This is a genomic window from Pseudoduganella danionis, assembly GCF_009720775.1.
In the GTDB taxonomy this organism is placed as follows: Bacteria; Pseudomonadota; Gammaproteobacteria; order Burkholderiales; family Burkholderiaceae_D; genus Rugamonas; species Rugamonas danionis.
Window position 1 is genome coordinate 485756 of sequence record NZ_WNKW01000002.1, and the last position, 22430, is coordinate 508185.

23 protein-coding genes are annotated in these 22430 nt (G+C 60.4%); 15 read left to right on the forward strand and 8 right to left on the reverse strand.

The genetic code is table 11. From position 1 onward, the window contains the following. The first annotated feature begins 147 nt into the window (after window positions 1-147). The gene (locus GM655_RS10330) at window positions 148-387 is read left to right on the forward strand and encodes a hypothetical protein (RefSeq protein WP_155434577.1); all 240 of its coding nucleotides are present in this window, start codon (window positions 148-150) and stop codon (window positions 385-387) included. 81 nt (window positions 388-468) lie between these two features. Here the strand turns inward: GM655_RS10330 and GM655_RS10335 are convergent, their stop codons facing one another. From GM655_RS10335 to GM655_RS10350, 4 genes are all read right to left on the reverse strand, one after another. Continuing rightward, window positions 469-681: a hypothetical protein gene (locus GM655_RS10335; RefSeq protein WP_155434578.1), complete on the reverse strand. Its 213-nt coding sequence runs from the start codon at window positions 679-681 to the stop codon at window positions 469-471. Window positions 682-769: 88 nt separating this feature from the next. Then, complete coding sequence (locus GM655_RS10340; RefSeq protein WP_155434579.1) at window positions 770-1477, reverse strand: glycine-rich domain-containing protein; 708 nt, start codon at window positions 1475-1477, stop codon at window positions 770-772. Window positions 1478-1677: 200 nt separating this feature from the next. Continuing rightward, window positions 1678-3519: a CHASE domain-containing protein gene (locus GM655_RS10345; RefSeq protein WP_155434580.1), complete on the reverse strand. Its 1842-nt coding sequence runs from the start codon at window positions 3517-3519 to the stop codon at window positions 1678-1680. 169 nt (window positions 3520-3688) lie between these two features. Next, entirely contained in the window at window positions 3689-5455 is a 1767-nt protein-coding gene (locus GM655_RS10350; RefSeq protein ID WP_155434581.1) for a glutamine--tRNA ligase/YqeY domain fusion protein, read from the reverse strand. Between the two features lie 176 nt (window positions 5456-5631). Between GM655_RS10350 and GM655_RS10355 the strand changes: the two genes are divergently transcribed. The 4 genes from GM655_RS10355 to GM655_RS10370 are packed head-to-tail and all read left to right on the forward strand — an operon-like array spanning window position 5632 to window position 8119. Continuing rightward, window positions 5632-5925 carry a DnaJ domain-containing protein gene (locus tag GM655_RS10355; protein ID WP_155434582.1) on the forward strand — a complete coding sequence of 98 codons (294 nt, stop codon included), beginning with the start codon at window positions 5632-5634 and terminating at the stop codon, window positions 5923-5925. A 33-nt stretch (window positions 5926-5958) separates the two neighbouring features. Continuing rightward, window positions 5959-6459, forward strand: a complete 501-nt coding sequence (locus GM655_RS10360; protein ID WP_155434583.1) for a hypothetical protein — start codon at window positions 5959-5961, stop codon at window positions 6457-6459. 2 nt (window positions 6460-6461) lie between these two features. Beyond that, a complete protein-coding gene (locus GM655_RS10365) occupies window positions 6462-7238 on the forward strand; it encodes a hypothetical protein (RefSeq protein WP_155434584.1) in 777 nt (258 codons plus the stop codon). 8 nt (window positions 7239-7246) lie between these two features. Continuing rightward, window positions 7247-8119: a DUF6178 family protein gene (locus GM655_RS10370; RefSeq protein ID WP_155434585.1), complete on the forward strand. Its 873-nt coding sequence runs from the start codon at window positions 7247-7249 to the stop codon at window positions 8117-8119. A gap of 45 nt (window positions 8120-8164) precedes the next feature. Here GM655_RS10370 and GM655_RS10375 read toward each other — a convergent pair whose 3' ends face one another. Next, a complete protein-coding gene (locus GM655_RS10375) occupies window positions 8165-9085 on the reverse strand; it encodes a LysR family transcriptional regulator (RefSeq protein WP_155434586.1) in 921 nt (306 codons plus the stop codon). A gap of 104 nt (window positions 9086-9189) precedes the next feature. Between GM655_RS10375 and GM655_RS10380 the strand changes: the two genes are divergently transcribed. After that, window positions 9190-10497: an MFS transporter gene (locus tag GM655_RS10380; RefSeq protein WP_155434587.1), complete on the forward strand. Its 1308-nt coding sequence runs from the start codon at window positions 9190-9192 to the stop codon at window positions 10495-10497. A gap of 61 nt (window positions 10498-10558) precedes the next feature. Here the strand turns inward: GM655_RS10380 and GM655_RS10385 are convergent, their stop codons facing one another. Beyond that, window positions 10559-11260 (reverse strand): hypothetical protein, encoded by a 702-nt coding sequence (locus tag GM655_RS10385; RefSeq protein WP_155434588.1) that lies wholly within the window; start codon window positions 11258-11260, stop codon window positions 10559-10561. 196 nt (window positions 11261-11456) lie between these two features. Between GM655_RS10385 and GM655_RS10390 the strand changes: the two genes are divergently transcribed. After that, window positions 11457-11792, forward strand: coding sequence for a hypothetical protein (locus GM655_RS10390; protein ID WP_155434589.1), 336 nt, complete (start codon window positions 11457-11459; stop codon window positions 11790-11792). An 80-nt stretch (window positions 11793-11872) separates the two neighbouring features. Here GM655_RS10390 and GM655_RS10395 read toward each other — a convergent pair whose 3' ends face one another. Further along, window positions 11873-12646 (reverse strand): hypothetical protein, encoded by a 774-nt coding sequence (locus tag GM655_RS10395; RefSeq protein ID WP_155434590.1) that lies wholly within the window; start codon window positions 12644-12646, stop codon window positions 11873-11875. Then, window positions 12646-13875 (reverse strand): CaiB/BaiF CoA transferase family protein, encoded by a 1230-nt coding sequence (locus GM655_RS10400; protein WP_155434591.1) that lies wholly within the window; start codon window positions 13873-13875, stop codon window positions 12646-12648. Before GM655_RS10400 ends, GM655_RS10395 begins: the two co-directional genes overlap by 1 nt. A gap of 165 nt (window positions 13876-14040) precedes the next feature. Between GM655_RS10400 and GM655_RS10405 the strand changes: the two genes are divergently transcribed. The 8 genes from GM655_RS10405 to GM655_RS10440 all read left to right on the forward strand — a co-directional run bounded on the left by GM655_RS10405 (window position 14041) and on the right by GM655_RS10440 (window position 22352). Next, the gene (locus GM655_RS10405; protein WP_155434592.1) at window positions 14041-14313 is read left to right on the forward strand and encodes a type II toxin-antitoxin system Phd/YefM family antitoxin; all 273 of its coding nucleotides are present in this window, start codon (window positions 14041-14043) and stop codon (window positions 14311-14313) included. After that, the gene (locus GM655_RS10410; protein ID WP_155434593.1) at window positions 14291-14587 is read left to right on the forward strand and encodes a Txe/YoeB family addiction module toxin; all 297 of its coding nucleotides are present in this window, start codon (window positions 14291-14293) and stop codon (window positions 14585-14587) included. Before GM655_RS10405 ends, GM655_RS10410 begins: the two co-directional genes overlap by 23 nt. A 48-nt stretch (window positions 14588-14635) precedes the next feature. Continuing rightward, window positions 14636-15388: a glycerophosphodiester phosphodiesterase gene (ugpQ, locus tag GM655_RS10415; protein ID WP_155434594.1), complete on the forward strand. Its 753-nt coding sequence runs from the start codon at window positions 14636-14638 to the stop codon at window positions 15386-15388. Window positions 15389-15456: 68 nt separating this feature from the next. Next, window positions 15457-18066, forward strand: a complete 2610-nt coding sequence (alaS, locus tag GM655_RS10420; protein WP_155434595.1) for an alanine--tRNA ligase — start codon at window positions 15457-15459, stop codon at window positions 18064-18066. 231 nt (window positions 18067-18297) lie between these two features. Beyond that, the gene (locus GM655_RS10425) at window positions 18298-18525 is read left to right on the forward strand and encodes a sulfurtransferase TusA family protein (RefSeq protein WP_155434827.1); all 228 of its coding nucleotides are present in this window, start codon (window positions 18298-18300) and stop codon (window positions 18523-18525) included. A gap of 223 nt (window positions 18526-18748) precedes the next feature. Continuing rightward, window positions 18749-19498 (forward strand): electron transfer flavoprotein subunit beta/FixA family protein, encoded by a 750-nt coding sequence (locus GM655_RS10430; protein ID WP_155434596.1) that lies wholly within the window; start codon window positions 18749-18751, stop codon window positions 19496-19498. Window positions 19499-19508: 10 nt separating this feature from the next. Further along, the gene (locus GM655_RS10435; protein WP_155434597.1) at window positions 19509-20441 is read left to right on the forward strand and encodes an electron transfer flavoprotein subunit alpha/FixB family protein; all 933 of its coding nucleotides are present in this window, start codon (window positions 19509-19511) and stop codon (window positions 20439-20441) included. Between the two features lie 120 nt (window positions 20442-20561). Beyond that, window positions 20562-22352 carry an acyl-CoA dehydrogenase gene (locus GM655_RS10440; RefSeq protein ID WP_155434598.1) on the forward strand — a complete coding sequence of 597 codons (1791 nt, stop codon included), beginning with the start codon at window positions 20562-20564 and terminating at the stop codon, window positions 22350-22352. Window positions 22353-22430 lie beyond the last annotated feature (78 nt).

Below are 22430 nucleotides of genomic sequence, written 5' to 3' on the forward strand. Positions count from 1 at the left end.
ACGAAAACGTGTATTATTTCGATATGGCTCTAAAAATCAGGATAAATTTCTGAAATTCGTAGTGCTACATCGGTAATAGAGCAAAAATTTTTTTTACCCGTGTGTCGTTTTTTATTCAAGAATGACCAAAATTATCTAAAATTCATCATGTCTCTCAAAGAAATCACCTCCTCGCCGACCTACAATCCAAATCGCGTGCTGGACGCTATCATCGAGAAATTGCAACTGAAAAACGATGCAGCCCTGTCCCGCGCGCTGGAAGTAGCGCCGCCCGTGATCAGCAAGATCCGTCATAACACCCTGCCTATCGGCGCCACCATCCTGATCCGTATGCACGAGATCAGCGATTTCAGCATTCGCGAATTGCGCGAGCTGATGGCTGCCTGATCAGGGTAACTGCGGAAAAGATAACGGCGCGCACCTCACGGTAACGCGCCGTTGTTGTTTGCGCCCGCGCCTGACCTGAATTCAGGCCGAGGTGCTGATGGTCGTGCCGATGCGCTGGCCACTGGTATTCACGGTGGGCGCCACCGCGGCCTGTGGAGGCGGCGGTGGTGGTGGTGGTGCCGCCTGTTTCACCTGCTCGGCAGGCTTGTCGACGGCTTTACCGGCCGTCGAAGGCGTCAATTGCGTAGGCTGGACCTGTACGGTCGAAGATTGTACGGCTGGCTGGACGGCCATGGCGGGCTCCCAGAGTTGTTCGGATACCCTACAGTATGCCACTTTTTTGGGCAAATGCCAAAAAATTTCCAACCGGCACTATTTTGCCTCAGGCAGCCTGGGGCAGACGTGGTCGTACAGTGAACAGGCCGCTGTCCGCGTTCTGGCCGACTGCGGCACTCGACACGGCTGAATACGCAGTGCGCTGGCCCGCTGCCGAGTAAGCCGTCTGGGCCGACACGGCCGAGTAAGCGGTCTGGGCGGCGACTGCCGAGTAAGCCGTTTTGGCTGCCACGGCCGAATAGGCGGTCTGTTTGGCTACAGCCGAGTAGGCAGTCTGCTGGGCGACAGCTGAATAGGCGGTCTTGCCGGCGACGGCGGAATAGGCGGTCTGGCTGGCCACGGCCGAATAGGCGCTGCCCTTGGCTGGCTGTTCATCTGCGCCCAGCAGCAGCGGATAGGCCGTGCCGAAAGTTTCTTCATACAATTGCTGCATGCGTACGCCCAGACGCTCGTGGGCGGCCAAATCCTCTTCGCCGCGCAGGCCGATGTAAGGGAAGTGGTGCAGGAAGTGGCCGAACACGGCCTGGCAATCTTCCGCGTATTTGAGCGTATCGAGGATGTGGTAATGCCAGAAGGTATCGACATCCACCAGCGGTGCCGCCTGTTCCTGCGGGAAGGTCTTCATCAGATACAGGAAGCGGCGGTATTCGCGTTCTACCGCGTTGGCATGTTCCAGCGTCCAGCCTTCACCGGATTCCTTGTGCATGAGTTTGACTTTGATAGGTTCCAGATCGAGCGCATCGATAACGTTCATGGGGGCATCCTTTGCAATTGTTGGGCAAAATTTAGGGGGAACGGGGTGGAGCAGAAGCAATTTTGTCTGTTGAGCAGAACAGGCTTTTGATTTTGCGCAAACTTTCTGAGCAAATTCTGATCGCCGCGACAGATTGCGCTGACGCGCGCAGGAAAAGTCTGGTTCCGTTCCCCGCTTGCGGCGCGCGTTTGCGCCCCGTCCTACAGGCTGGTTTCGGCCGCCAGTCTGGCCGTGGCATTGATGTCTTCGATCGAGGGCGGTGCCATATAGTCGACCGGCACGGAAATCGAAACGGTGGTGCCGGCATGGTGGCCGGCCGTGATGGTGCACTGGCCGCCCAGCAGGTGGATGCGCTCTTCCATGCCCACCAGCCCGAACGAGCCGACCTTGTTGCGGCTGCCTTCGCCCATGCCTATGCCGTTATCGCTGATGGTCATGTTGAGCATGCCGTCGCTGTGGCGTAGCTCTACCCGTACCAGACTGGCGCGCGCATGTTGCATGATGTTGCTGAGCGATTCCTGCAGGATGCGGAAGATGGCCGTGGCGCAGTGGTCGTCGATCTGGATATCGCTTTGCTGCTCGATCAGTTCGCAGACTATGCCCGAGCGCTGGCGGAACTGGGCGATTTGCCATTCCACGGCCGGGGTCAGGCCCAGATCGAGCACGGTGGGGCGCAAATCGTTGATGATGTGGCGCACGCTCTTGATGGTGCTATCGATCTGTGCCAGCGTGTGGCAGGCGCGTGCATGCAGGCGCGGGTGGCGCAAACGTGTGCGTGTGGCCAGCATGTCCGTCTCGATGCGCAGGGCCAGCAGGTTCTGGCCCAGATCGTCGTGAATTTCGCGCGCGATGCGCTTGCGTTCCTGCTCCTTGATCTGGTCCGCATGGGCGCCTAGCTGGCGCAAGGTGTGGTAGGACTGCTGCAAGCGGTCCTGACTGTCGCGCAACTCCTGCGTCATGGCCTTGGCCATTGCGATGGCGCGCCGGCGCGACGAGGCCAGTGTGTGGAACAGCAGGTAGAACAGCAGGGCGCCGATGAAGCCCGTGGTCATCGCCAGCCACGGCAGGAAAGCGTCGAAGCGCGACAGCCAGATGGCGCTCGGTGCACTGAATTCGGCAGTCCAGGTGCGGCCGTTAAAGTCCAGCGGTAGGCTGACGCTGAAGTTGTTGGCCGCGCGCTGGCTGGCGGGCAGGCTGCTCAGATTATCGAACAGCAAAGTCGGTGCGGACTGGCTGCCGTCGCTGTTCTTGCCATCGTCATACAGGCGCAGATGAACCGCCTGTGGCTGGCTACCCTCCATCGCACCCAGTACCAGCCGCGGCACGCTGAAGCCTATGCCGACCGAGCCGATGTAGGCGGCGCGGCGCTGGTTGACATCGCCTAGCGGCATATCCTTGCGGTAGATGGGCATGCGCAGCGCCAGGGCCCAGCCCTGGGCATGCCGGGTGTTTTCGATCGGCATGCCGGTGGTCATCAGCTGGCCCGTGTCGCGGGCCCGCGCGAGTGCCTCGGCGGCGCCGGGGCGCACGCTGATATCAAGACCTATGCGATCGCGGAAGTGGTCGGTCGGCTCTATCATGGTGAGCACGGTGTAGCTGTCGCGCTGGCTTTGGGGGTGGATGAGGAAATCGGGATAGCCGCTCGCGTGCCCATCGCCGCTATGGCTGCTCCAGTGTTCGAATGCAGGCCGCTGGGCAGCGCTGACTACCTGGGCATAGTTGATATTGTCGAGCGCGGGAAACTGTTTCTTCAGCATCAGGCCGCTGACGTAGCGGTGAAATCCGCGGCGGTCTATATGTTCGCTGGCGGCCAGAAAGCTGGCCGTGCCGCGCAGTACATCGGTGTAGGAACTCAGGCGGGCATTGATGCTGTAGCGCGTGTTGAAGGCCTGCTGGGTAAAGCGGCCGTAGGCTTCATGTTCGATGGTGTGGCGCACCAGTATCTGCAGGCAGATGCCGATCAACAAGGCGAGCAGGATGCCGGTCCACCAGACGGGGCGGTCAGGCTCGAACCAGCGGTGTTTGGCATGCAGAGTGTCCATTGTTCAGCTCGCTTATGGGATGCGGCTGACTATAGCGGAAGTCATTTGTGGCGACTTGATTAATTTTGTCTCTTTTATATTTGTCCTGAACGAACTGTTGTAGCTGGAATGAAAAAAGCCGGTGGCTCCTGTCGGAGTCCACCGGCTGGACCGGACTGGCTGCAGCGACTTACTTGGCGCTCCAGTTATCCTTCAGCGTGACGATGCGGTTGAACACCGGTTTGCCGGGCTGGCTGTCGACGCGGTCGGCGACGAAATAGCCGTGGCGCTCGAACTGGTAGCGCTGATCCGGCAGGGCAGCGCTCATGCCCGGTTCCAGATAAGCCGTCACCACTTCCTTGGCGTTCGGGTTCAGCAGCGAGATGAAGTCCTTGCCGCCCGCATCGGGCTGGGCATCGGTGAACAGACGATCGTACAGGCGCACTTCGGCCTGCAGCGCGCTGGCCGTGGATACCCAGTGGATATTGCCTTTGACTTTGTAGTTGTCGGAACCGGGCGTGCCCGATTTCGAATCCGGGAAGTAGTTGACGTGGACGGCGATGACGTTGCCGTTTTCATCCTTGTCGTAGCCCGTGCATTCGGTCACATAGCCATGACGCAGACGCACGCGTGCACCCGGTTTGTCGTCGATCGGCGGGTAGTAGCGGAAATAGCCCTTGCTCGGCACTTCCATGAAGTCTTCTGCTTCGATCCACAGTTCGCGCGAAATCGGGAAAGTGCGCACGCCCATTTCCGGATGGTGCGGGTGCACGGGCGAGCTGCATTCTTCGGTCTGGCCTTCCGGATAGTTATCGATGATCAGTTTCAGCGGACGCAGCACGGCCGTCGCACGCGGTGCTTTCGGATCCAGGTCTTCGCGCACGCAGCCTTCCAGCGTGCTCATGTCGATCCAGCCGTCGGCCTTGGTCACGCCTATGCGTTCGCAGAACAGGTGGATGGCTTCCGGCGTGTAACCACGGCGGCGCAGGCCGACGATGGTGGGCATGCGCGGGTCGTCCCAGCCGTCGACGATGTTCTCTTCCACCAGCTGGCGCAGCTTGCGCTTGCTGGTCACCACATAGGTCAGGTTTAGACGCGAGAATTCGTACTGGCGCGGCACGGGCAGCTTGAAGAAGCCGCCCTTCGACAGCGTGGCCAGCAGCCAGTCGTAGAACGGACGGTGATCCTGGAATTCCAGCGTGCAGATCGAGTGGGTGATGTTTTCCAGCGCATCCGAAATCGGATGGGTGTAGTCGTACATCGGGTAGATGCACCACGCATCGCCCGTGCGCACGTGGTGGGCGTGACGGATACGGTAGATGGCCGGGTCGCGCATATTCATATTGGGCGCCGACATGGCGTCTTCGCTGATCTTGGCGCGCAGGATGTGCTCGCCATCAGCGTATTTGCCTGCCTTCATGTCGCGGAACAGTTGCAGCGATTCGGCCGCCGGACGGTTGCGGAACGGCGAGTTCTTGCCCGGCGTGCTGAAGTTGCCGCGGTTGGCGGCCATATCTTCGGCCGACTGGCTGTCCACATAGGCATAGCCCTGCTCGATCAGGTATTCGGCCATCGCGTACAGTTGGTCGAAGTAGTCGCTGGCATAGTGCAGGTGGTGGTCGATGCCGCCGGCGGCGTTGGGGTAGTCGTAGTTAAAGCCCAGCCATTTCACGCTGTCGATGATGGTGTCGACGTATTCCTGTTCTTCCTTGGCCGGATTGGTGTCGTCGAAACGCAGGTTGCAGCGGCCCTGATAGTCGCGTGCCAGACCGAAGTTCAGGCAGATCGACTTGGCATGGCCTACGTGCAGATAGCCGTTCGGCTCGGGCGGGAAGCGGGTAATAACACTAGGCATGCCTTCGCGCACGTGAGTGCCGGCCGCCAGATCGGATTCGACGATGGCGCGCAAAAAGTTCGAAGGCAGCGCTGGCGCTGGGCTGTTTTTATCGTTGCTCATCTGTATTGTGGCTAGAAAAAAAGTTCATATTGATAGCTATGGCAGGCATTCTACCGTATCCCCAGCCCATCCTCGGGGGAAATGCGGGCAAGCGGCGGCCAGAGCGGGTTCTGGCGGCGCGGGGCGGGTATAATTCGCCTTTACCTGTTTCGGCAACAAGGCCCGGAGTTTCCAAAATGGAAAATTATTACAACACACTGGGTATCGCGCCTAACGCCAGCGAAGATGAGATTAAAAAGGTGTATCGCTCGCTGGCGATGCGCTTCCATCCGGACCGCAATCAGGCCCCCGGCGCGGAAGCCCGCTTCAAAAGCATCACCAAGGCCTACGAGATCCTGTCCGATCCCGCCAAGCGCGAGGAATACAACCAGAGTCTGAATCACCGCATCATTATTGATGCGGAGGCGGAAGCCTATCAGTTGTGGCGCTCGGTATTCAATCTGCACGGCACCCAGTTGCCACCGGCCTGATCGTATCAAATAAGAAAAATTGGAAAGTAAGTAATGAGAAAAGTACATCCCGAGTTCGCCTATCAGGCGCGCGAACTGGAAGGCCAGATCGAGGGCATACTGGGCGATCCGCCCGATCGCAAGAACTATCAGCGCATGATAGACGCGCTGGTGGAAGAATATGCGAGTGGTGGCGGCATCGAAGATGTCAATATGCTGGCGTTCGCGCTGGTCGATCAGCTCGAGTTCAACGATCCGAAAGGCTTGCTGGCCGAAGCGGAAGACTACGAGTTCGGCGATGCCGCACGGGTGTTCGCGATGGCTGGCTGCAAGGGTGCAGCCGCCGCGCGCATGTACGCGGCACTGGAAGAAAATATGCCGGAACTGGGCCGTCAGGCCATTATCACGGCTTTCCTGCACCTCAATCCGCGCCGCTGGGACGACGACGACCAGTCGCTCGAACAGCTGTCGGCCAATGATGATGGGGATGATATCGACGATGAAGATCAGGCGAGCGATGACTTCGCCCAGATGTTCGATCAGGATGGAGATTAAGCATGAGTGACAATAGCAATCTGCCGGCACTGAGCAAGCAGGTGACCGAGCTGGTACTGGCTGGCTCGATCGAGCACGCCGAAGAAGCTTTCGCCGAAGCGGCCGACCAGTTCGGCGATCTGGCCGTGGTGGAAGTGCTCAACAACATACCACCGCAAGTGACGGCGCTGCACATGGCCGGTTTCGACGGCGGCAAGATGTCGCTGGCGACCTTGCTGGTGCCGCCTAAAGCCTGGGCCGACAGTCTGGCCTTCATCGCTGCCACGTGGCAGGACGATCTGATCGAGGATGATCCCGAGCGTATCGCCGAATCGCTGTTCGCCCACATCCACGGCGTGGTGTTCTCGACTGATGACGAAGACCGTCGCAATGAACTGCTGGCGGCTGCTTCGGCCACCGACCACGGTGCCACCGTGTTTGCGATTCTGTTCTCGATGGCGCCGAAAGAGATCCTCGAAGTGGCGGGTGAAATCATTTCCAAAGGCCCGTATCTGACGGGGCAGACCTCGTCTGATAACGACGTCGTGCCGCTGGCCATCGCGCTGGCGCAGGCTTCGGAAGATGGCTGGGACCGTGCCCTGTTCGAGCTGTTCCCGGAATTCCGCCATAGCGCCGATCTGGCCGATGCCGAGTACGACGACGATCCCGATGCGGAACCGAGCATCCTGCAGCGTTCCACCCGCGAACTGCTGTATCGCTTGCGCAAGCAGGTACCGTCCACGCGCAGTGCAGCCAAGCCCGGCTCGCGCCGCAGCATGGGCACCAAGATCTTCTCGTAAGGGTTGTCATGCTGCCTGCATTAGTCATAGAACGTTTGCCGCGCCTGACGCGCGCGATCCAGCAACTGGCCACTCATCCGGACGACGACGCGGCCTACGCGCTGGCCGACGAGCTGACCGGCATTACCGCCATGGTGGCCGAAAAGTTCACCAACGACCGCACGGCCGAAGGCATACAGAAAGCCTTGTTGCTGACGGTGGGCGGGGTGTCGCTGGGACTCGAGCATGTGCTGGGTGACGATACCGATCTGGCCGGTCTGGAATACCTGATCGAGCATGGCGCCGAGCATGCGTTCCAGCAGGGCTTCCGGCTGGTCAAGGAACTCTCGGCCATGCCGCAGGATGCACTGGTAGGCGAGTACGATACCGATCCGCTGTACGCGGCGCGGCGTCTGCGCGACCTGTTCGTGGAACTGTGTCAGACCGATCCCAACCAGAACTGGAACGGCATGGAGCGCTATCAGGTCATGCTGAAACAGCGTAAGGAAGTGCAGGCCGTGGTGCGGCTGGCCAACTGGCTGCGCCGCCACAACAGCGAAGGCGCCGTCAGCGACACCGACTTGAATGCGGAAGGCGTGATTGCGCTGGCCGTGATCTTTGCTGTCGAAGGTGGCGGCCGCATCGTCGCGCGTACAGGACAGAAGGAGTTCGAGCGTTTCGTCAAAGTCGTGCGCAAGAACAAGCCCGATTTCGAGCAGGGCTGGGCAGCACTGCTGGCTGTGGTGCCGGCCCAGCACCATCCCGTGCTGGTCGAGCGCATCGATAACTACCGCCGCTCCTGCAGCGTGCTGCAGAACATCACCGGCCGCACGGCCATGAAAACCTTGTTCGCCGAACTGGAAAACTACGCCGGTTCCGAACTCGACGCCGACTACGCCTAAGTGTCTGCGACCGACGTGGCGGTGCTCGCCGCCACGTCGGCTACTTTATCCGTTTCCCCTTTCTTCCGTTTGATGCTCGCTGGCGATCGCCATGGCGATGCCGACAAAGGCTGCGACCAGCGGCGAACTTTCTTCTTTGCGTTGCGCCAGCATCAGCGCCGTGGTGGCCGCTGCATCGCTGAGCGGGCGGTAGCACACGCCGGCCAAGCGGATAATTTCGAACGAAGCCGGCAGGATGGAAATGCCGCAGCCAGCCGCGACGAGGCCGATGATGGTGGACGCTTCGCCCGCTTCCATGGCGATGCTGGGCTGGAACCCGGCAGCGCGGCACAGACGGAAAATCTGCGGATAGATGCCGGTGCCCGTGGTGCGCGGATACATCACCAGCGGCTGATCGCGTAGATCGCTGATGCTCACGCTGCGCTGGCTGGCCAGCGGGTGGCCGATGGGCAGCACCAGTGCCAGCGGATCATGGCGCAGGGCGGTCAGGCTGACACTGTCGGGGATGCTGATGTCGGGCGGGCGCACGAGTCCCAGATCGAGTTCGCGTTCGGCGATGGCGGCGATCTGTGGCACGGTCGGCAGTTCGTGCAGGGTTAGCGTGACGCCCGGATATTGCTGGCGGTAGCGGTTGACCACGCTGGCGAAGAGCGGCGTCAGCGGCGTGGAATAGGTAAAGCCGACGCGCAGTTCGCCCGCTTCACCGCGCTCGGCGCGGCGCGCTGTCTGCTTCGCCTGCTCGGACAGCGCCAGTACGCGGCGCGCATCGTCGAGAAACAGTTTGCCCGCTTGCGTCAGGCGCACCCAGCGCTTGCTGCGGTCCAGTAACTGAGCGCCCACTTCGCTCTCAAGCTGCTGAATCTGGTGGCTCAGCGGCGGCTGGCCTATGTGCAGGCGGGCGGCAGCACGGGTAAAACTGAGTTCTTCTGCAACGGCGACAAAGTAACGCAGATGGCGCAATTCCATAGTTGTTATCTGTAAAAAGTATAAGAATCGCCTTAAATATATATTGGACGCGAGGCGGCGGCAATCCTAAGATGCAGATTCCCTGCCTGACCGAGAGTTAGTTCATGCCACCACCCGTCGCCAGCCTTGATTCCGATGCCCTGAGCGCCAGCAGTTCTGCCAGCAGCGCAGCCACTAGCCCAGCCAGCAGCGCAGCCGACCGTTCCGGCGGCACGGCGCGGATTGCGGCGGGCAGCGCCGCGTTCCGGCGCAGCAACCGCGCACTGTTCTTCGGCGGCTTTTCCACCTTTGCGCTGCTGTATTGCGTGCAGCCGCTGATGCCGCTGCTGTCGCATGAGTTTGCTCTGAGCGCAGCGCGGAGCAGCATGGTGCTGTCCTGCTCGACGGCGGCACTGGCGCTGTCGCTGCTGGCGTCCAGCGTGGTGTCGGAACGGCTGGGGCGCAAGCCGCTGATGGTGGGCGCGATGGCGCTGGCCGCCTTGCTGACGATAGCTTGTGCCGGTGCGCACAACTATGCGCAACTGCTGGCGCTGCGCACGCTGCTGGGGATAGCGCTGGGCGGTATGCCGGCCATCGCCATGGCCTATCTGGGCGAGGAAATCGAGCCGAATTCGCTGGGCCTGTCGATGGGGCTGTACATCAGCGGCAGCGCGCTAGGCGGCATGGCGGGGCGGGTGATCGCTTCGCTGCTCAGCGACCATTTTTCATGGCGGCTGGCGCTGGCCGTAGTGGGCGCGGCAGGGGTACTGGCGGCGCTGGAGTTCTGGCGCTCGCTGCCGGCCTCGCGCCATTTCCGCCCGCAGCACACAGCTTGGCGTGCCATGCCGGCGGCTTTCCGCGGCCATTGGTCCGATGCGGGTATGCCTTGGCTGTTCGCGCTGGCTTTCTTGCTGATGGGTTCGTTCGTCAGCCTGTACAACTACATTGGCTATCGCCTGCTGGCGACGCCGTTTTCCTTGAGCCAGAGCGTGGTGGGTGCGCTGTCGCTGCTGTATCTGTTGGGGATCTACAGCTCGGTGTGGGCGGGGCGTCTGGCCGACCGCTATGGCCGGCGCCATGTGCTGTGGGCACTGATCGCCATACCGCCGGTGGGCTTGCTGCTGACGCTGTCGAACTGGCTGCCGCTGATCGTGCTGGGCGTGGCGCTGTACACCTTCGGATTCTTTGCCGCGCACTCCGTGGCCAGTAGCTGGGTGGGACGGCGCGCATTGGGCAACCGTGCGCTGGCTTCGGCGCTATATCTGTTCTTCTATTACTTCGGTTCCAGTGTGGTGGGGTCGCTCAGCGGCCTGATGTGGGAATCGCATGGCTGGCCCGGCGTGGTGCTGGTGCTGGGCAGCCTGTCGCTGCTGGCACTGGCCATAGGCTGGCGGCTGCGGCAGCTCGCGCCGGTGGCGCAGGCCGATCTGTAACTGGCCAGGCATAGCGCTGTGATAGCGCTGGGGGCTGCCGGGCCTGCTGCGCTGGTCCGGCTCAGGGGCAGTTGGAATAGGAGCGCCGGCCTTCCGGACTGATGGTGACGCAGTAGCTGCCGAACGCTGTGACGATCTTATACAGACGGGATTTGCGCTCCCCATCCGGCGTGCTCAGCTCCACCATGCGTGCGCCCTGATACCACTTGGGCGGCACCGCCTCATGCGCCGCATTGATGCCACGTTCCAGCCTGGCCTGCATGCTGTCTGGCGGCGGTAAGGGAAAACGCTGGGGCGATTCCGCGCGCAACTGCTGATCGATACGGCCGACACTCTTTCTAGCCTGCTGCAGCAGTTCGTCGGCGCTGGCTGGCGCGGCGCGGGCTGCTGCCGGTTTGTCGAGCGCAAACGGATCATCGTGCGCACTGTCTTGCGCTTGCGTCACTGGCGCAGCACTGGGGCTAGCCGCGATCACAGGCGGACTTTCTGTGACGCTGGATGACTGCGGGGCAGCAGCGCTGGCCTTGTGCAGAGTGATGGCCGCTGCTGCCTTGGCTGCTGCTAAGGGGGCGGGCTTGGGGGGCGGTTCGTGCGGGCGAGGGGTGACGGGAGCAGAAGCGGCGGGTAGCAGCCACTGGATGGCGGGACCGCGCTGGCGAGTCTGGCGCTGGTTCTGGACGCCTTGCAGCAGGGCGAGCAGCAGTGCGCAATGCAGCAGTACGGTCAGCAGAATGGGCGGCAAGGCGCGGGGGCGGGCAGTCATGGCGGCAGCATATCTTGCAAAGTTGATAGCGCCGAGTCATGTCACAACTACTTACAAAATTTGCAAGCTTGACGAAAGCTGATCTGTCTCAGAGTTGCAGCTTTTCGTGGGCAGCCGCATGCAACGTGGCGGACGCTGGCGAGTCGAAATAGCAGCAGCACAGCCGTGCATGCCGCCACTTCGGAGGGAAAGCATTATGTTGCCGACACTGGAAATTCATCACCGCTTTCAATTGCTGACACAGGCCGTAGGACAGGCGGCGCAAGCCTGTTCCGGCGAACGGCTGCTGCCAGCGGAATTGCGCAACAGCGTACAGCGGCTCGACCAGCATGCCGATAAATTGGGCGAAATGCTGGCCACGGCCGATAGCGCTCAGCTGGAGCGGCTACTGGCGGCAATGCGGGTACTGGTGGAGCGCGCGCGGCAAGTGTGCATCAACGTGCCGCAGATCTCAGCCCATACGCGCAGCGCCGTGCAGGCGGTGCAAAGCCAGTTGCAGGAATTGCAGACTGATCTCAGTACGCGTGCCTGAATGCCCGGGTATGCGGCAGGTGTGGGTAGAACTGTACGCGGCAGCTGCGGGCGGCACTGTGCGCGCCACCTGCCGCCTGCTTAGCGCCTGGGCAGCAGGTGGCGGAAAGTCGGCTCGATATTGCGCTCATGCAGGTGCTGGATGATGTCGTCCAGCGTAGCGTCTTTGAGCAGCAGGCCGTCATTGCGTGGCTGCGCGGCCGCGGCGGGGCGCGTGGCCTCTGCCTTGGCGGTGTTTGCCGTCGTTGTTGGCGGAGTGGCTTCAGTCTGCTGGCTTTGCAGCAGGGCGCAGGCATGGGTCCACTGGCTAGCGCTGATGCTGTGCAGACGCTCCAGAAAAGCGGCCTGACCTGCGGCGGGCGGCTCCACTTCGAGACCGGCTTCTTCCTCGAAGGCAGCGCCCATGCCGGGGTGGATGAAGGCCGACCACTGGCCATTGCTTTGCACGCGCGGTGGGCATTCCACACTGGTCTGCGCATGCTGGCCGCCATGCTGCGGTAGCCAGTCCAGTTCGTCTGCCAGCACATCGGGGAAGTAGCTTGCGCACAGTTGCAGCAAAAAGGTTTCTGCCTGCTCCACCGGCACCGCATGGCTGAGCGACAGCCAGAGCCGATAGCTGTTCTTGCCGGAAATGCTGACGGCCGGTGCCGGCAATTCCAGTTGCTCCTGCAGGTAGTTGGCCATGCGGCACAGGTTGTCCCAGTGACGCGGTACGGCCTGCTCCGGCTTGCGACGGAATTCCAGTACCATGGCGCGCGTCAGGCCCGCGGCTGAAACCAGTTCCAGTGGCTGGCTGTCGTTGTCGCCGTCGAGGCGGTACAGACGGGTGATTTCAGCGTTGAGCGGGGTATGCATCAGACCACTCCCTGTGCGCGCAAGGCGGCAATTTCGGCGTCGCTGTGGCCCAGCACTTCGCGCAGGATGTCGTCCGTATGCTGGCCCAGCAGCGGTGGCGCTACGGCCACATCGGTCGGCGTGCGCGACATCTTCATCGGGCTGCGTACCAGCTTGGTGGTGCCGGCCGTCGGGTGGGGCACCTCCATTACCAGTTCACGTGCCAGTACTTGCGGATTCTTGTAGACGTCATCGAGGTTGTTGATGGGGCCGCAAGGCACACCTACTGCTTCCAGTTGTTCGATCCAGAACGCGCGGGTCTGTTTGGCCACCATTTCGGCCAGGATAGGCACCAGTTCATCGCGATGCTGTACGCGCAGCGGGTTGGTGGCATAGCGCTCATGGGTGGCCAGATCGGGGCGGCCGCCTACTTCGACAAATTTCTGGTACTGGCCATCATTGCCGCTGGCGACGATGATGTAGCCATCGCTGCAGGCAAAGGTCTGGTAAGGCACGATGTTGGGATGGGCATTGCCCCAGCGCTTAGGCGCTTTGCCGCTATTCAGGTAGTTGCTGCCCATGTTGGCCAGCATGGCGACCTGCACATCGAGCAGGGCCATGTCGATGTACTGGCCTTCGCCGCTGCGGTCGCGGTGGGTGAGGGCCGCGAGGATGGCGATGGTGGCATACATGCCTGTCATCAGATCGGTCAGCGCTACGCCGGCCTTTTGTGGTCCGCCACCGGGCAGGTCGTCGCGCTCGCCCGTGACGGACATCAGGCCGCCCATACCCTGAATCAGGAAATCGTAGCCGGCGCGGTGAGCGTAGGGGCCGTTCTGGCCGAAGCCGGTAATCGAGCAGTACACCAGATCCGGTTTGATGGCTTTGAGGGATTCGTAATCAAGACCGTAGCGTTTGAGCTGGCCGACTTTGTAGTTCTCCAGCACCACATCGCTATGGCGTACCAGTTCGCGGATCAGGGCCTGACCACCAGCGCTGGCGATATCGACCGTGATCGAGCGCTTGCCGCGATTGGCCGCCAGATAGTAGGCCGCTTCCGTGGTGTCCTTGCCGTCGGCATCCTTGGCGTAGGGCGGGCCCCATGCACGGGTATCGTCGCCGCTGCCGGGGCGCTCCACCTTGATCACATCGGCGCCGAGGTCCGCCAGATTCTGCGAACACCATGGTCCGGCGAGGACACGGCTGAGGTCGAGGACGCGGATATGTCCTAATGCTAGTGCAACGGTCATGAGGTCTACCTTTACAAATTTGCTATCAGGCCATTAGTGTAGTGGTTCGTCTCGGCTTGTGCACAAGGTTTTTTCGTCTGCATCTCGTTTCTTGTACAGATTTGTGTACAATGATTTGCGGGGTAAGCTGTACCGTTTTATTCAATAGCCTGAGGGGCATCATAGATGAACGTGTTAACTTTTAGCGAGGCGCGCGCGGAGCTGAAGAGTGTGATGGACGATGTTTGTGCGGATCACAGTCCAGCGATCATCACTCGCCAGAATGGCGAGGCGGTCGTTATGCTGTCGCTGTCGGATTTCAGCGCAATCGAGGAAACACTTTACCTGCTCGGTTCGCCCAAGAACGCCAGCCGCCTACTCGCCTCTCTGGAGCAGCTAAATGCCGGCAAGACCCGTAGACGGGCACTGGTACGCAATGAAAAACCAGAAGGCAAGTAACAAGAAGCAGGCCGCCCAGTTCGTTGTAGCTTTTACGGATATAGGCTGGGAGGACTATCAGTACTGGCAAATTGAAAATCCGAAACTTGCGCAGAAAATCAATCTTCTGATTGATGCCTGCCTATCCTCGCCATATAGTGGAATCGGCAAGCCGGAACCGCTGAAAGGAAATCTGACAGGGCTCTGGTCGCGGCGTATTGATCTCACGCACCGGCTGGTGTATGCCTACGTTGATGGCGTGCTCAATATTGTCGCTTGCCGTTATCACTATTGACTAACACTGTTAATTCGATCGCGCCCGCTGGCGTGATAGTGTGGAACCATGTGGCCATATCCTAAAATTGTTGCGCACCGGGGCGGCGGCACGCTGGCACCGGAAAATACCTTGGCCGGTCTGCGCGCCGGTCTTGCCCATGGTTTCCATGCGGTGGAATTTGATGTGATGCTGTCGCGCGACGGTATCGGCATGGTGATCCACGATCCCGAGTTTGGCCGCACAGTGGCTGGGCAGGGCAGCGTCGCCACCAGCACGGCGGCCGAACTGGCGGTGATGGATGCCGGTAGCTGGTTCGGCCCTGCCTACGCAGGCGTCACGATCCCCCGCTACACGGATTTCATCACCTTCTGCCGGGCCGAACAGATCTGGATGAATGTGGAAATCAAACCGGCCGATGGGTTTGAGGCCGCGACGGGTGAATGGGTTGCAAAAATGACACGCGATCATTTCCCCGAGGAGCTAGCTGCCGGCGATCCCGCTAAGCTGCCTTTGCTATCGTCATTCAGCTACGCTGCACTGGCAGCAGCGCGCGATGCCGTGCCGGAGCTGCCGCGCGGCTACCTGCTGGACCGCCTGCCGGACAACTGGCTGGAACAGGCGCAGGCGCTGGGCGCCGTGGCCATCCACACCAACCAGCGTCACCTGACGGCGGCACAGGCGGCGGCCGTCAAACAGGCCGGTTACGGCCTGTTCTGCTACACCGTCAACGATCCTGCCCGCGCGCGCGAAATTCTGGGCTGGGGTGTGGATGGCTTTTGCACCGACCGTATCGATTTGATCGGCCCTGCCTACGCCTGACAGCCCTTTACACCGCGCGCTCATATATAATCAACCCTTTGCATCTGCCAGCTACTTCTGCTTACGACATGAAATCATCTGAAATCCGCGACAAATTCCTCAAGTTTTTCGAATCCAAGGGTCATACGATTGTCCGCTCCAGCCCGCTGGTACCTGGCAATGATCCGACCATGCTGCTGACCAATAGCGGCATGGTGCAATTCAAGGACGTATTCCTCGGCCTCGACACCCGCCCGTACTCGCGCGCCACCACCGTGCAGCGCTGCGTACGCGCCGGCGGCAAGCACAACGACCTGGAAAACGTCGGCTACACGGCACGTCACCACACTTTCTTCGAAATGCTGGGTAACTTCAGCTTCGGTGACTACTTCAAGCGCGACGCGATCAACTACGCGTGGGAACTGCTGACCAAGGTCTATCTGCTGCCAGCCGAGAAACTGACCGTCACCGTGTATTTCGAAGATGACGAAGCCTACGATATCTGGGCCAACGAAATCGGCGTACCGAAAGAGCGCATCATCCGTATCGGCGACAACAAAGGTTCGCGCTACGCTTCGGATAACTTCTGGCAGATGGCCGACGTCGGCCCATGCGGCCCTTGCACCGAAATCTTCTACGACCACGGCGCCGACATCTGGGGTGGCCCTCCGGGCTCGCCAGAAGAAGACGGCGACCGCTTCATCGAGATCTGGAATCTGGTGTTCATGCAGTTCAACCGCGACGAACAGGGCGTGATGCACAAGCTGCCTAAGCCATGCGTGGATACGGGCATGGGCATGGAGCGTCTGGCGGCTGTGCTGCAGCACGTCCACAGCAACTACGAAATCGACCTGTTCCAGGCACTGATCAAGGCTGCTGCACGTGAGACGGGCGCCACCGATCTGGAATCGAAATCGCTGCGCGTGATCGCCGACCACATCCGCGCTGCTTCCTTCTTGATCGTCGATGGCATCATTCCTAGCTCGGAAGGCCACGGCTACGTGCTGCGCCGTATCATCCGCCGCGCGCTGCGTCACGGTCACAAACTGGGTCAGACCAAGCCATTCTTCTACAAGCTCGTGAACGACCTCAACATCGAGATGGGCACCGCCTATCCTGAGCTGACGGAAGCCATGGAACGCGTGGCCCAGACACTCAAGCAGGAAGAAGAACGTTTCGGCGAAACGCTGGAAAACGGCATGAAGATCCTGGAAGCGCAACTGGCCAAGGACGCTAGCCGTCTGGACGGCGCTACCGCCTTCACGCTGTACGATACCTACGGCTTCCCGCTGGATCTGACGGCCGACATCTGCCGCGAACGCAACATCACGCTGGACGAAGAAGGTTTCGCTGCCGCGATGGAACAGCAGAAGAAAACCGCGCGTGCTGCCGGTAAATTCAAAATGGCTGCCAACGTCGAATACAGCGGCGAGAAAACCAAGTTCGTCGGCTACGAAGAACTGAGCGCGAACGCCAAGGTCATCGCGCTGTACAGCAACGGCGCTCCGGTACAGCAACTGAATGCAGGCGAGCAGGGCATCGTGGTGCTGGACACCACCCCGTTCTACGCTGAATCGGGCGGTCAAGTTGGCGATCACGGTGTGATCAAAGCCGCTGGCGCCCACTTCGACGTGGAAGACACGCTGAAGATACAGGCCGACGTGTTTGGCCAGCACGGCGTGCTGGCACAGGGCACGCTGAAAGTGGGCGATGCCGTGTCGGCCGAAGTCGATCTGGACAAGCGTGGTCGCACCATCCGTAACCACTCGGCGACCCACCTGATGCACAAAGCGCTGCGCGAAGTGCTGGGCGGCCACGTGGCGCAGAAAGGCTCGCTGGTTGATCCGGACAAAACCCGTTTCGACTTCAGCCACAATGCACCGCTGACGGCCGAGCAGATCGCTGAAGTGGAAGCCAAGGTCAACAAGGAAATTCTGGAAAACCAGGCCACCAAAGCCCAGCATATGTCGTTCGACGATGCAGTCAAGCATGGCGCGATGGCCCTGTTCGGCGAAAAATACGGCGACGAAGTACGCGTACTCGACATCGGTAGCTCGAAAGAGCTGTGCGGTGGCGTGCACGTGCAGCGCACCGGCGATATCGGCCTGTTCAAGATCATTGCCGAAGGTGGTGTGGCTGCCGGTATCCGCCGCGTTGAAGCCGTTACCGGCGTGGGTGCACTGGCACTGGTACAAAACCTGAACCGCCGTCTGCTGGACGCGGCGGCCGCGCTGAAAACCAATCCGGACGAACTGGGCAGCCGTATCGCGCAGGTGCAAGACCACGTGAAATCGCTGGAAAAAGAACTGGCTGCACTGAAGTCGAAACTGGCTTCGGGTCAGGGCGATGAGCTGGCTGCGCAAGCCACTGACGTGAAAGGCCTGAAAGTGCTGGCCGCCGTGCTGGAAGGCGCCGATGTGGCCGGCCTGCGCGAAACCATGGACAAGCTGAAAGACAAGCTGAAAACCGCCGCCATCGTGCTGGCCAGCGTACAGGATGGCAAAGTCAGCCTGATCGCCGGCGTCACGGCGGACTCGACCAGCAAAGTCAAAGCAGGCGAACTGGTCAACTTCGTTGCACAACAAGTGGGCGGCAAAGGTGGCGGACGCCCCGATATGGCGCAAGCCGGCGGTACCGATGCTGCGGCCTTGCCGGCAGCGCTGGCCGCTGTCATCGGCTGGGTGGGGGAGCGCGTTTAATCTACTGAACGCCTTGCCGGAGTAGTGTTTATGCGGCCTGCGTGACTCACGCAGGCCGTTGTCGTTCATGACAGGCTGTTGTATACTTTCCAGCTTGCGTTGCAAAGATGCAACGGACAATGAACTATTTTGGTGCAGCGCGTCATTCCTTCCGTTTTGGAGTAGACTGGCGTCAGTCCTAACAAAACGAGCAGGTTTTTGATGAGCGACACGATATTAGAAGAAGCAATCATGGAATTCCACCAGGAACTTGATGCACGCGGTTTGAATTGCCCTTTGCCTATTCTGAAAGCAAAGAAAGCGCTGGCAGAACTGCAGAGCGGGGAAGTGCTGCGCATCATGGCGACCGACCCCGGTTCCGTACGGGATTTCCAGGCCTTCTGCAAACAGACCGGTAACGCTCTGCTGTCGCACGTACAGATGGGCCGCGAGTTTGTGTTTTTGATGCGCCGCAAATAAGCGCATTGCTCTAGTTTTTTTTCCAGTCATCGTCTAGGAGATTTATTTTTTAGACGATTTCTACTAGCTAAAAAACGCACGATCGTGCTTTATTTTCTTGTGTGGCGTGAATTTCTCATATAATCTAGCCCACAGAATTTAGTCCTGCCTAACTGGTGCGAGTGATGTACAGCACCTTGGCCCGGTTTTAACCCCGATTTTTACTTTTTCCAAAGGCACAGTTATGAAAGTCTTGGTACCCGTTAAGCGCGTGGTCGACTACAACGTTAAAGTGCGCGTCAAATCCGACGGCACCGGCGTGGATATTGCCAACGTCAAAATGTCGATGAACCCATTCGATGAGATCGCGCTGGAAGAAGCCACCCGTCTCAAAGAAGCCGGTAAAGTGACCGAAGTGGTGGCCGTATCGTGCGGCGTGACCCAGTGCCAGGAAACCCTGCGCACCGGTATGGCGATCGGCGCCGACCGTGGCATTCTGGTAGAAACCAGCGCCGAACTGGAGCCGCTGGCTGTGGCCAAGCTGCTCAAAGCACTGGCTGACAAAGAACAACCACAGCTGATCATCCTGGGCAAACAGGCGATCGACGACGACTCCAACCAGACCGGCCAGATGCTGGCTGCGCTGCTGGGCTGGCCACAGGCGACCTTCGCTTCGAAAGTCGTACTGGAAGACGGCAAAGTCACCGTGACCCGTGAAGTGGACGGCGGTCTGGAAACTCTGGCGCTGACCCTGCCTGCCATCGTCACCACCGACCTGCGTCTGAACGAGCCACGCTACGTGACGCTGCCGAACATCATGAAGGCGAAGAAAAAGCCGCTGGATGTGACCAAGCCGGAAGATCTGGGTGTAGACGTGACCCCGCGTCTGAAAACCCTGAAAGTGGCCGAGCCGGCCAAGCGTTCCGCTGGTATCACCGTACCGGACGTCGCCACCCTGGTCGCAAAACTGCGCACCGAAGCCAAAGTCATCTAAAGGAACAATCATGGTCGCATTAGTTATCGCTGAACACGACAACGCTAGCCTGAAGGGCAGCACCCTCCACACCGTGACTGCAGCCGCCCAGTGCGGTGGTGATGTGCACGTGCTGGTGGCCGGTTCCAACGCAGGCGCAGCCGTTGCTGCCGCTGCCCAGATCGCCGGTGTATCCAAAGTGATCGTGGCTGACGCCGCTTATTTCGCTGAAGGTCTGGCCGAAAACGTGGCCGAGCAGGTGCTGGCGATTGCCGGCGGCTACAGCCACATTCTGGCGCCAGCTACCGCCTACGGCAAAAACATCCTGCCACGCGTTGCTGCCAAGCTCGACGTAGCGCAGATTTCGGAAATCACCAAAGTAGAATCGGCCGACACCTTCGAGCGTCCTATCTATGCTGGTAACGCCATCGCTACCGTGCAATCGACCGACGCGGTGAAAGTCATCACCGTGCGCGCAACCGGCTTCGACGCCGCTGCTGTTACCGGTGGCTCGGCTGCGACCGAAACCGCGGCAGCTGTTGCCGACAACGGCAAATCGGCCTTCGTCGGCCGTGAAGTGGCCAAATCGGACCGTCCAGAACTGACCGCTGCCAAGATCATCGTTTCCGGTGGCCGCGGCATGGGTTCGGGCGAAGCCTTCAAGATTCTGGAACCGCTCGCTGACAAGCTGAACGCTGCTATGGGTGCTTCGCGCGCTGCAGTGGACGCTGGCTATGTGCCGAACGACTGGCAGGTAGGCCAGACCGGCAAGATCGTGGCACCGAATCTGTACGTTGCCGTAGGTATCTCGGGCGCCATCCAGCACCTGGCCGGTATGAAAGACTCGAAGACCATCGTGGCGATCAACAAAGATCCGGAAGCGCCTATCTTCTCGGTGGCCGACTACGGCATCGTGGGCGACCTGTTCGAGATCGTGCCGCAACTGGTAGCTGAACTGGGCTAATCCCCCGACGCACTAGGCGCCAGCCAGAGCCACGCTGATCCGGACGCCGGATTGTCGTGGCTTTTTTTTAGCGTCTAGGTGCGCAAACTTGCAGAATTCTGGAGATATTGGAGAAAAACGATGCCTTATCAAGCCCCCCTGAAAGACATGCTGTTCGTGATGAACGAACTGGCCGATCTGGCCGCCGTGAACGCGCTGCCCGGCAATGAAGACGCAACGCCGGACACGGCCGAAGCCGTGCTGGAAGAGAACGCCAAGTTCGTTGCCAACGTGGTCGCGCCGCTGAACCACGCCAGCGACAAAGAGCCTAGCTATCTGGCCGATGGCAAAGTCACCACCTCGAAAGGCTTCAAGGAAGCGTTCACGGCCTACGCGGAAGCGGGCTGGCAGGGTGTGCAGCATCCGGTCGAATTCGGCGGTCAGGGTCTGCCCAAGCTGCTGGCTACGCCGTGCATCGAAATGCTCAACGCGGGCAGCATCTCGTTCGCGCTGTGCTCGCTGCTGTCGGATGGCGCCATCGAAGCGCTGCTGACCGCGGGCAGCGATGCACAGAAGGCCACTTATCTGGAAAAACTGGTGTCGGGTCAATGGACCGGCACCATGAATCTGACCGAGCCACAGGCCGGTTCCGATCTGGCTGCCGTGCGTACGCGCGCTGTGCCGCAGGAAGATGGCACTTACAAAATCTTCGGTACCAAGATCTTCATCACCTACGGCGAACACGATTTCACCGAAAATATCGTGCACCTGGTGCTGGCCCGTACCCCGGACGCACCGGCTGGTGTGAAAGGCATTTCGCTGTTCATCGTGCCTAAGTTCCTCGTCAATGCCGATGGCACGTTGGGCGCACGCAACGATGCGCACTGCGTCTCGCTCGAACACAAGCTGGGCATCAAGGCCAGCCCGACGGCAGTACTGCAGTTCGGCGACAACGGCGGCGCGATCGGCACGCTGGTGGGCGAAGAAAACCGCGGCCTCGAATACATGTTCATCATGATGAATGCGGCCCGCTTCGGCGTCGGCATGCAGGGTATCGGTCTGGCCGAGCGCGCTTACCAGAAGGCCGTCACCTTCGCCAAGGACCGCGTGCAGTCGCGTGATCTGGCCGGTTCTGCTGGTCCAGTCGCCATCATCCACCATCCGGATGTACGCCGTCTGCTGATGAATATGCGTTCGCAGACGGAAGCGGCGCGTGCGCTGGCCTACGTTGGTGCGGGTCTGAGCGATATCGCCCACAACCACGCCGATGCGGAAGTGCGCAAGTCCACGCTGGCCGTGTACGAATATCTGGTGCCTATCATCAAAGGCTGGTCGACCGAAATGTCGCAGGACGTCACCCGTGACGGCGTGCAAGTGCATGGCGGTATGGGCTTCATCGAAGAGACGGGCGCAGCCCAGCACTACCGCGATGCCAAGATCCTGACCATCTACGAAGGCACCACGGCAATTCAGGCCAACGATCTGGTCGGCCGCAAGACCGTGCGTGACGGCGGTGCTGTAGCGAAGAACCTCATCGCACAAGTACGCGCGACTGCAGCCGAACTGGCCGCACGTGAAGGCGCCGACTTCAAGGCCATCGAAGCCCAGTTGAGCGCCGCCAGCGCTGATCTGGAAGCGGTGGTGGACTTCGTGGTGGCCAACGTCAAGAGCGACATCAAGAGCGTGTTTGCCGGTAGCGTGCTGTATCTGAAGCTGGCTGGTCTGGTACTGGGTGGTTGGCAGATGGCTCGTGCCGCGCTGATTGCCCAGCAAAAGCTGGATGCAGCCGAAGGCGATACAGCCTTCTACAGCGCCAAGATCGTCACGGCACGCTTCTTTGCCGACCACATCCTGTCGCAAGCAAGCAGCCTGCGTAGCGCCATCGTAGCCGGCAGCAGCGGCGTGCTGGCACTAGACGTCGAGCAGTTCTAAAAAATCGGGGTCAGGTCTGTCATTCAGACACTCGGCCCCGATTTTTGAGCTATCTCAAGATCATTCTCTAAAAACGTT

Coding starts and splice junctions, on each gene's coding strand:
- GM655_RS10370 (WP_155434585.1), top strand. CDS start 7,247: ATGCTGCCTGCATTAGTCATAGAACGTTTGCCGCGCCTGACGCGCGCG.
- GM655_RS10360 (WP_155434583.1), top strand. CDS start 5,959: ATGAGAAAAGTACATCCCGAGTTCGCCTATCAGGCGCGCGAACTGGAA.
- GM655_RS10385 (WP_155434588.1), bottom strand. CDS start 11,260: ATGACTGCCCGCCCCCGCGCCTTGCCGCCCATTCTGCTGACCGTACTG.
- GM655_RS10330 (WP_155434577.1), top strand. CDS start 148: ATGTCTCTCAAAGAAATCACCTCCTCGCCGACCTACAATCCAAATCGC.
- GM655_RS10335 (WP_155434578.1), bottom strand. CDS start 681: ATGGCCGTCCAGCCAGCCGTACAATCTTCGACCGTACAGGTCCAGCCT.
- GM655_RS10440 (WP_155434598.1), top strand. CDS start 20,562: ATGCCTTATCAAGCCCCCCTGAAAGACATGCTGTTCGTGATGAACGAA.
- ugpQ (WP_155434594.1), top strand. CDS start 14,636: ATGTGGCCATATCCTAAAATTGTTGCGCACCGGGGCGGCGGCACGCTG.
- GM655_RS10435 (WP_155434597.1), top strand. CDS start 19,509: ATGGTCGCATTAGTTATCGCTGAACACGACAACGCTAGCCTGAAGGGC.
- GM655_RS10400 (WP_155434591.1), bottom strand. CDS start 13,875: ATGACCGTTGCACTAGCATTAGGACATATCCGCGTCCTCGACCTCAGC.
- GM655_RS10380 (WP_155434587.1), top strand. CDS start 9,190: ATGCCACCACCCGTCGCCAGCCTTGATTCCGATGCCCTGAGCGCCAGC.
- GM655_RS10340 (WP_155434579.1), bottom strand. CDS start 1,477: ATGAACGTTATCGATGCGCTCGATCTGGAACCTATCAAAGTCAAACTC.
- GM655_RS10345 (WP_155434580.1), bottom strand. CDS start 3,519: ATGGACACTCTGCATGCCAAACACCGCTGGTTCGAGCCTGACCGCCCC.
- GM655_RS10350 (WP_155434581.1), bottom strand. CDS start 5,455: ATGAGCAACGATAAAAACAGCCCAGCGCCAGCGCTGCCTTCGAACTTT.
- GM655_RS10425 (WP_155434827.1), top strand. CDS start 18,298: ATGGAATTCCACCAGGAACTTGATGCACGCGGTTTGAATTGCCCTTTG.
- GM655_RS10375 (WP_155434586.1), bottom strand. CDS start 9,085: ATGGAATTGCGCCATCTGCGTTACTTTGTCGCCGTTGCAGAAGAACTC.
- GM655_RS10410 (WP_155434593.1), top strand. CDS start 14,291: ATGAAAAACCAGAAGGCAAGTAACAAGAAGCAGGCCGCCCAGTTCGTT.
- GM655_RS10365 (WP_155434584.1), top strand. CDS start 6,462: ATGAGTGACAATAGCAATCTGCCGGCACTGAGCAAGCAGGTGACCGAG.
- GM655_RS10395 (WP_155434590.1), bottom strand. CDS start 12,646: ATGCATACCCCGCTCAACGCTGAAATCACCCGTCTGTACCGCCTCGAC.
- GM655_RS10430 (WP_155434596.1), top strand. CDS start 18,749: ATGAAAGTCTTGGTACCCGTTAAGCGCGTGGTCGACTACAACGTTAAA.
- alaS (WP_155434595.1), top strand. CDS start 15,457: ATGAAATCATCTGAAATCCGCGACAAATTCCTCAAGTTTTTCGAATCC.
- GM655_RS10355 (WP_155434582.1), top strand. CDS start 5,632: ATGGAAAATTATTACAACACACTGGGTATCGCGCCTAACGCCAGCGAA.
- GM655_RS10390 (WP_155434589.1), top strand. CDS start 11,457: ATGTTGCCGACACTGGAAATTCATCACCGCTTTCAATTGCTGACACAG.
- GM655_RS10405 (WP_155434592.1), top strand. CDS start 14,041: ATGAACGTGTTAACTTTTAGCGAGGCGCGCGCGGAGCTGAAGAGTGTG.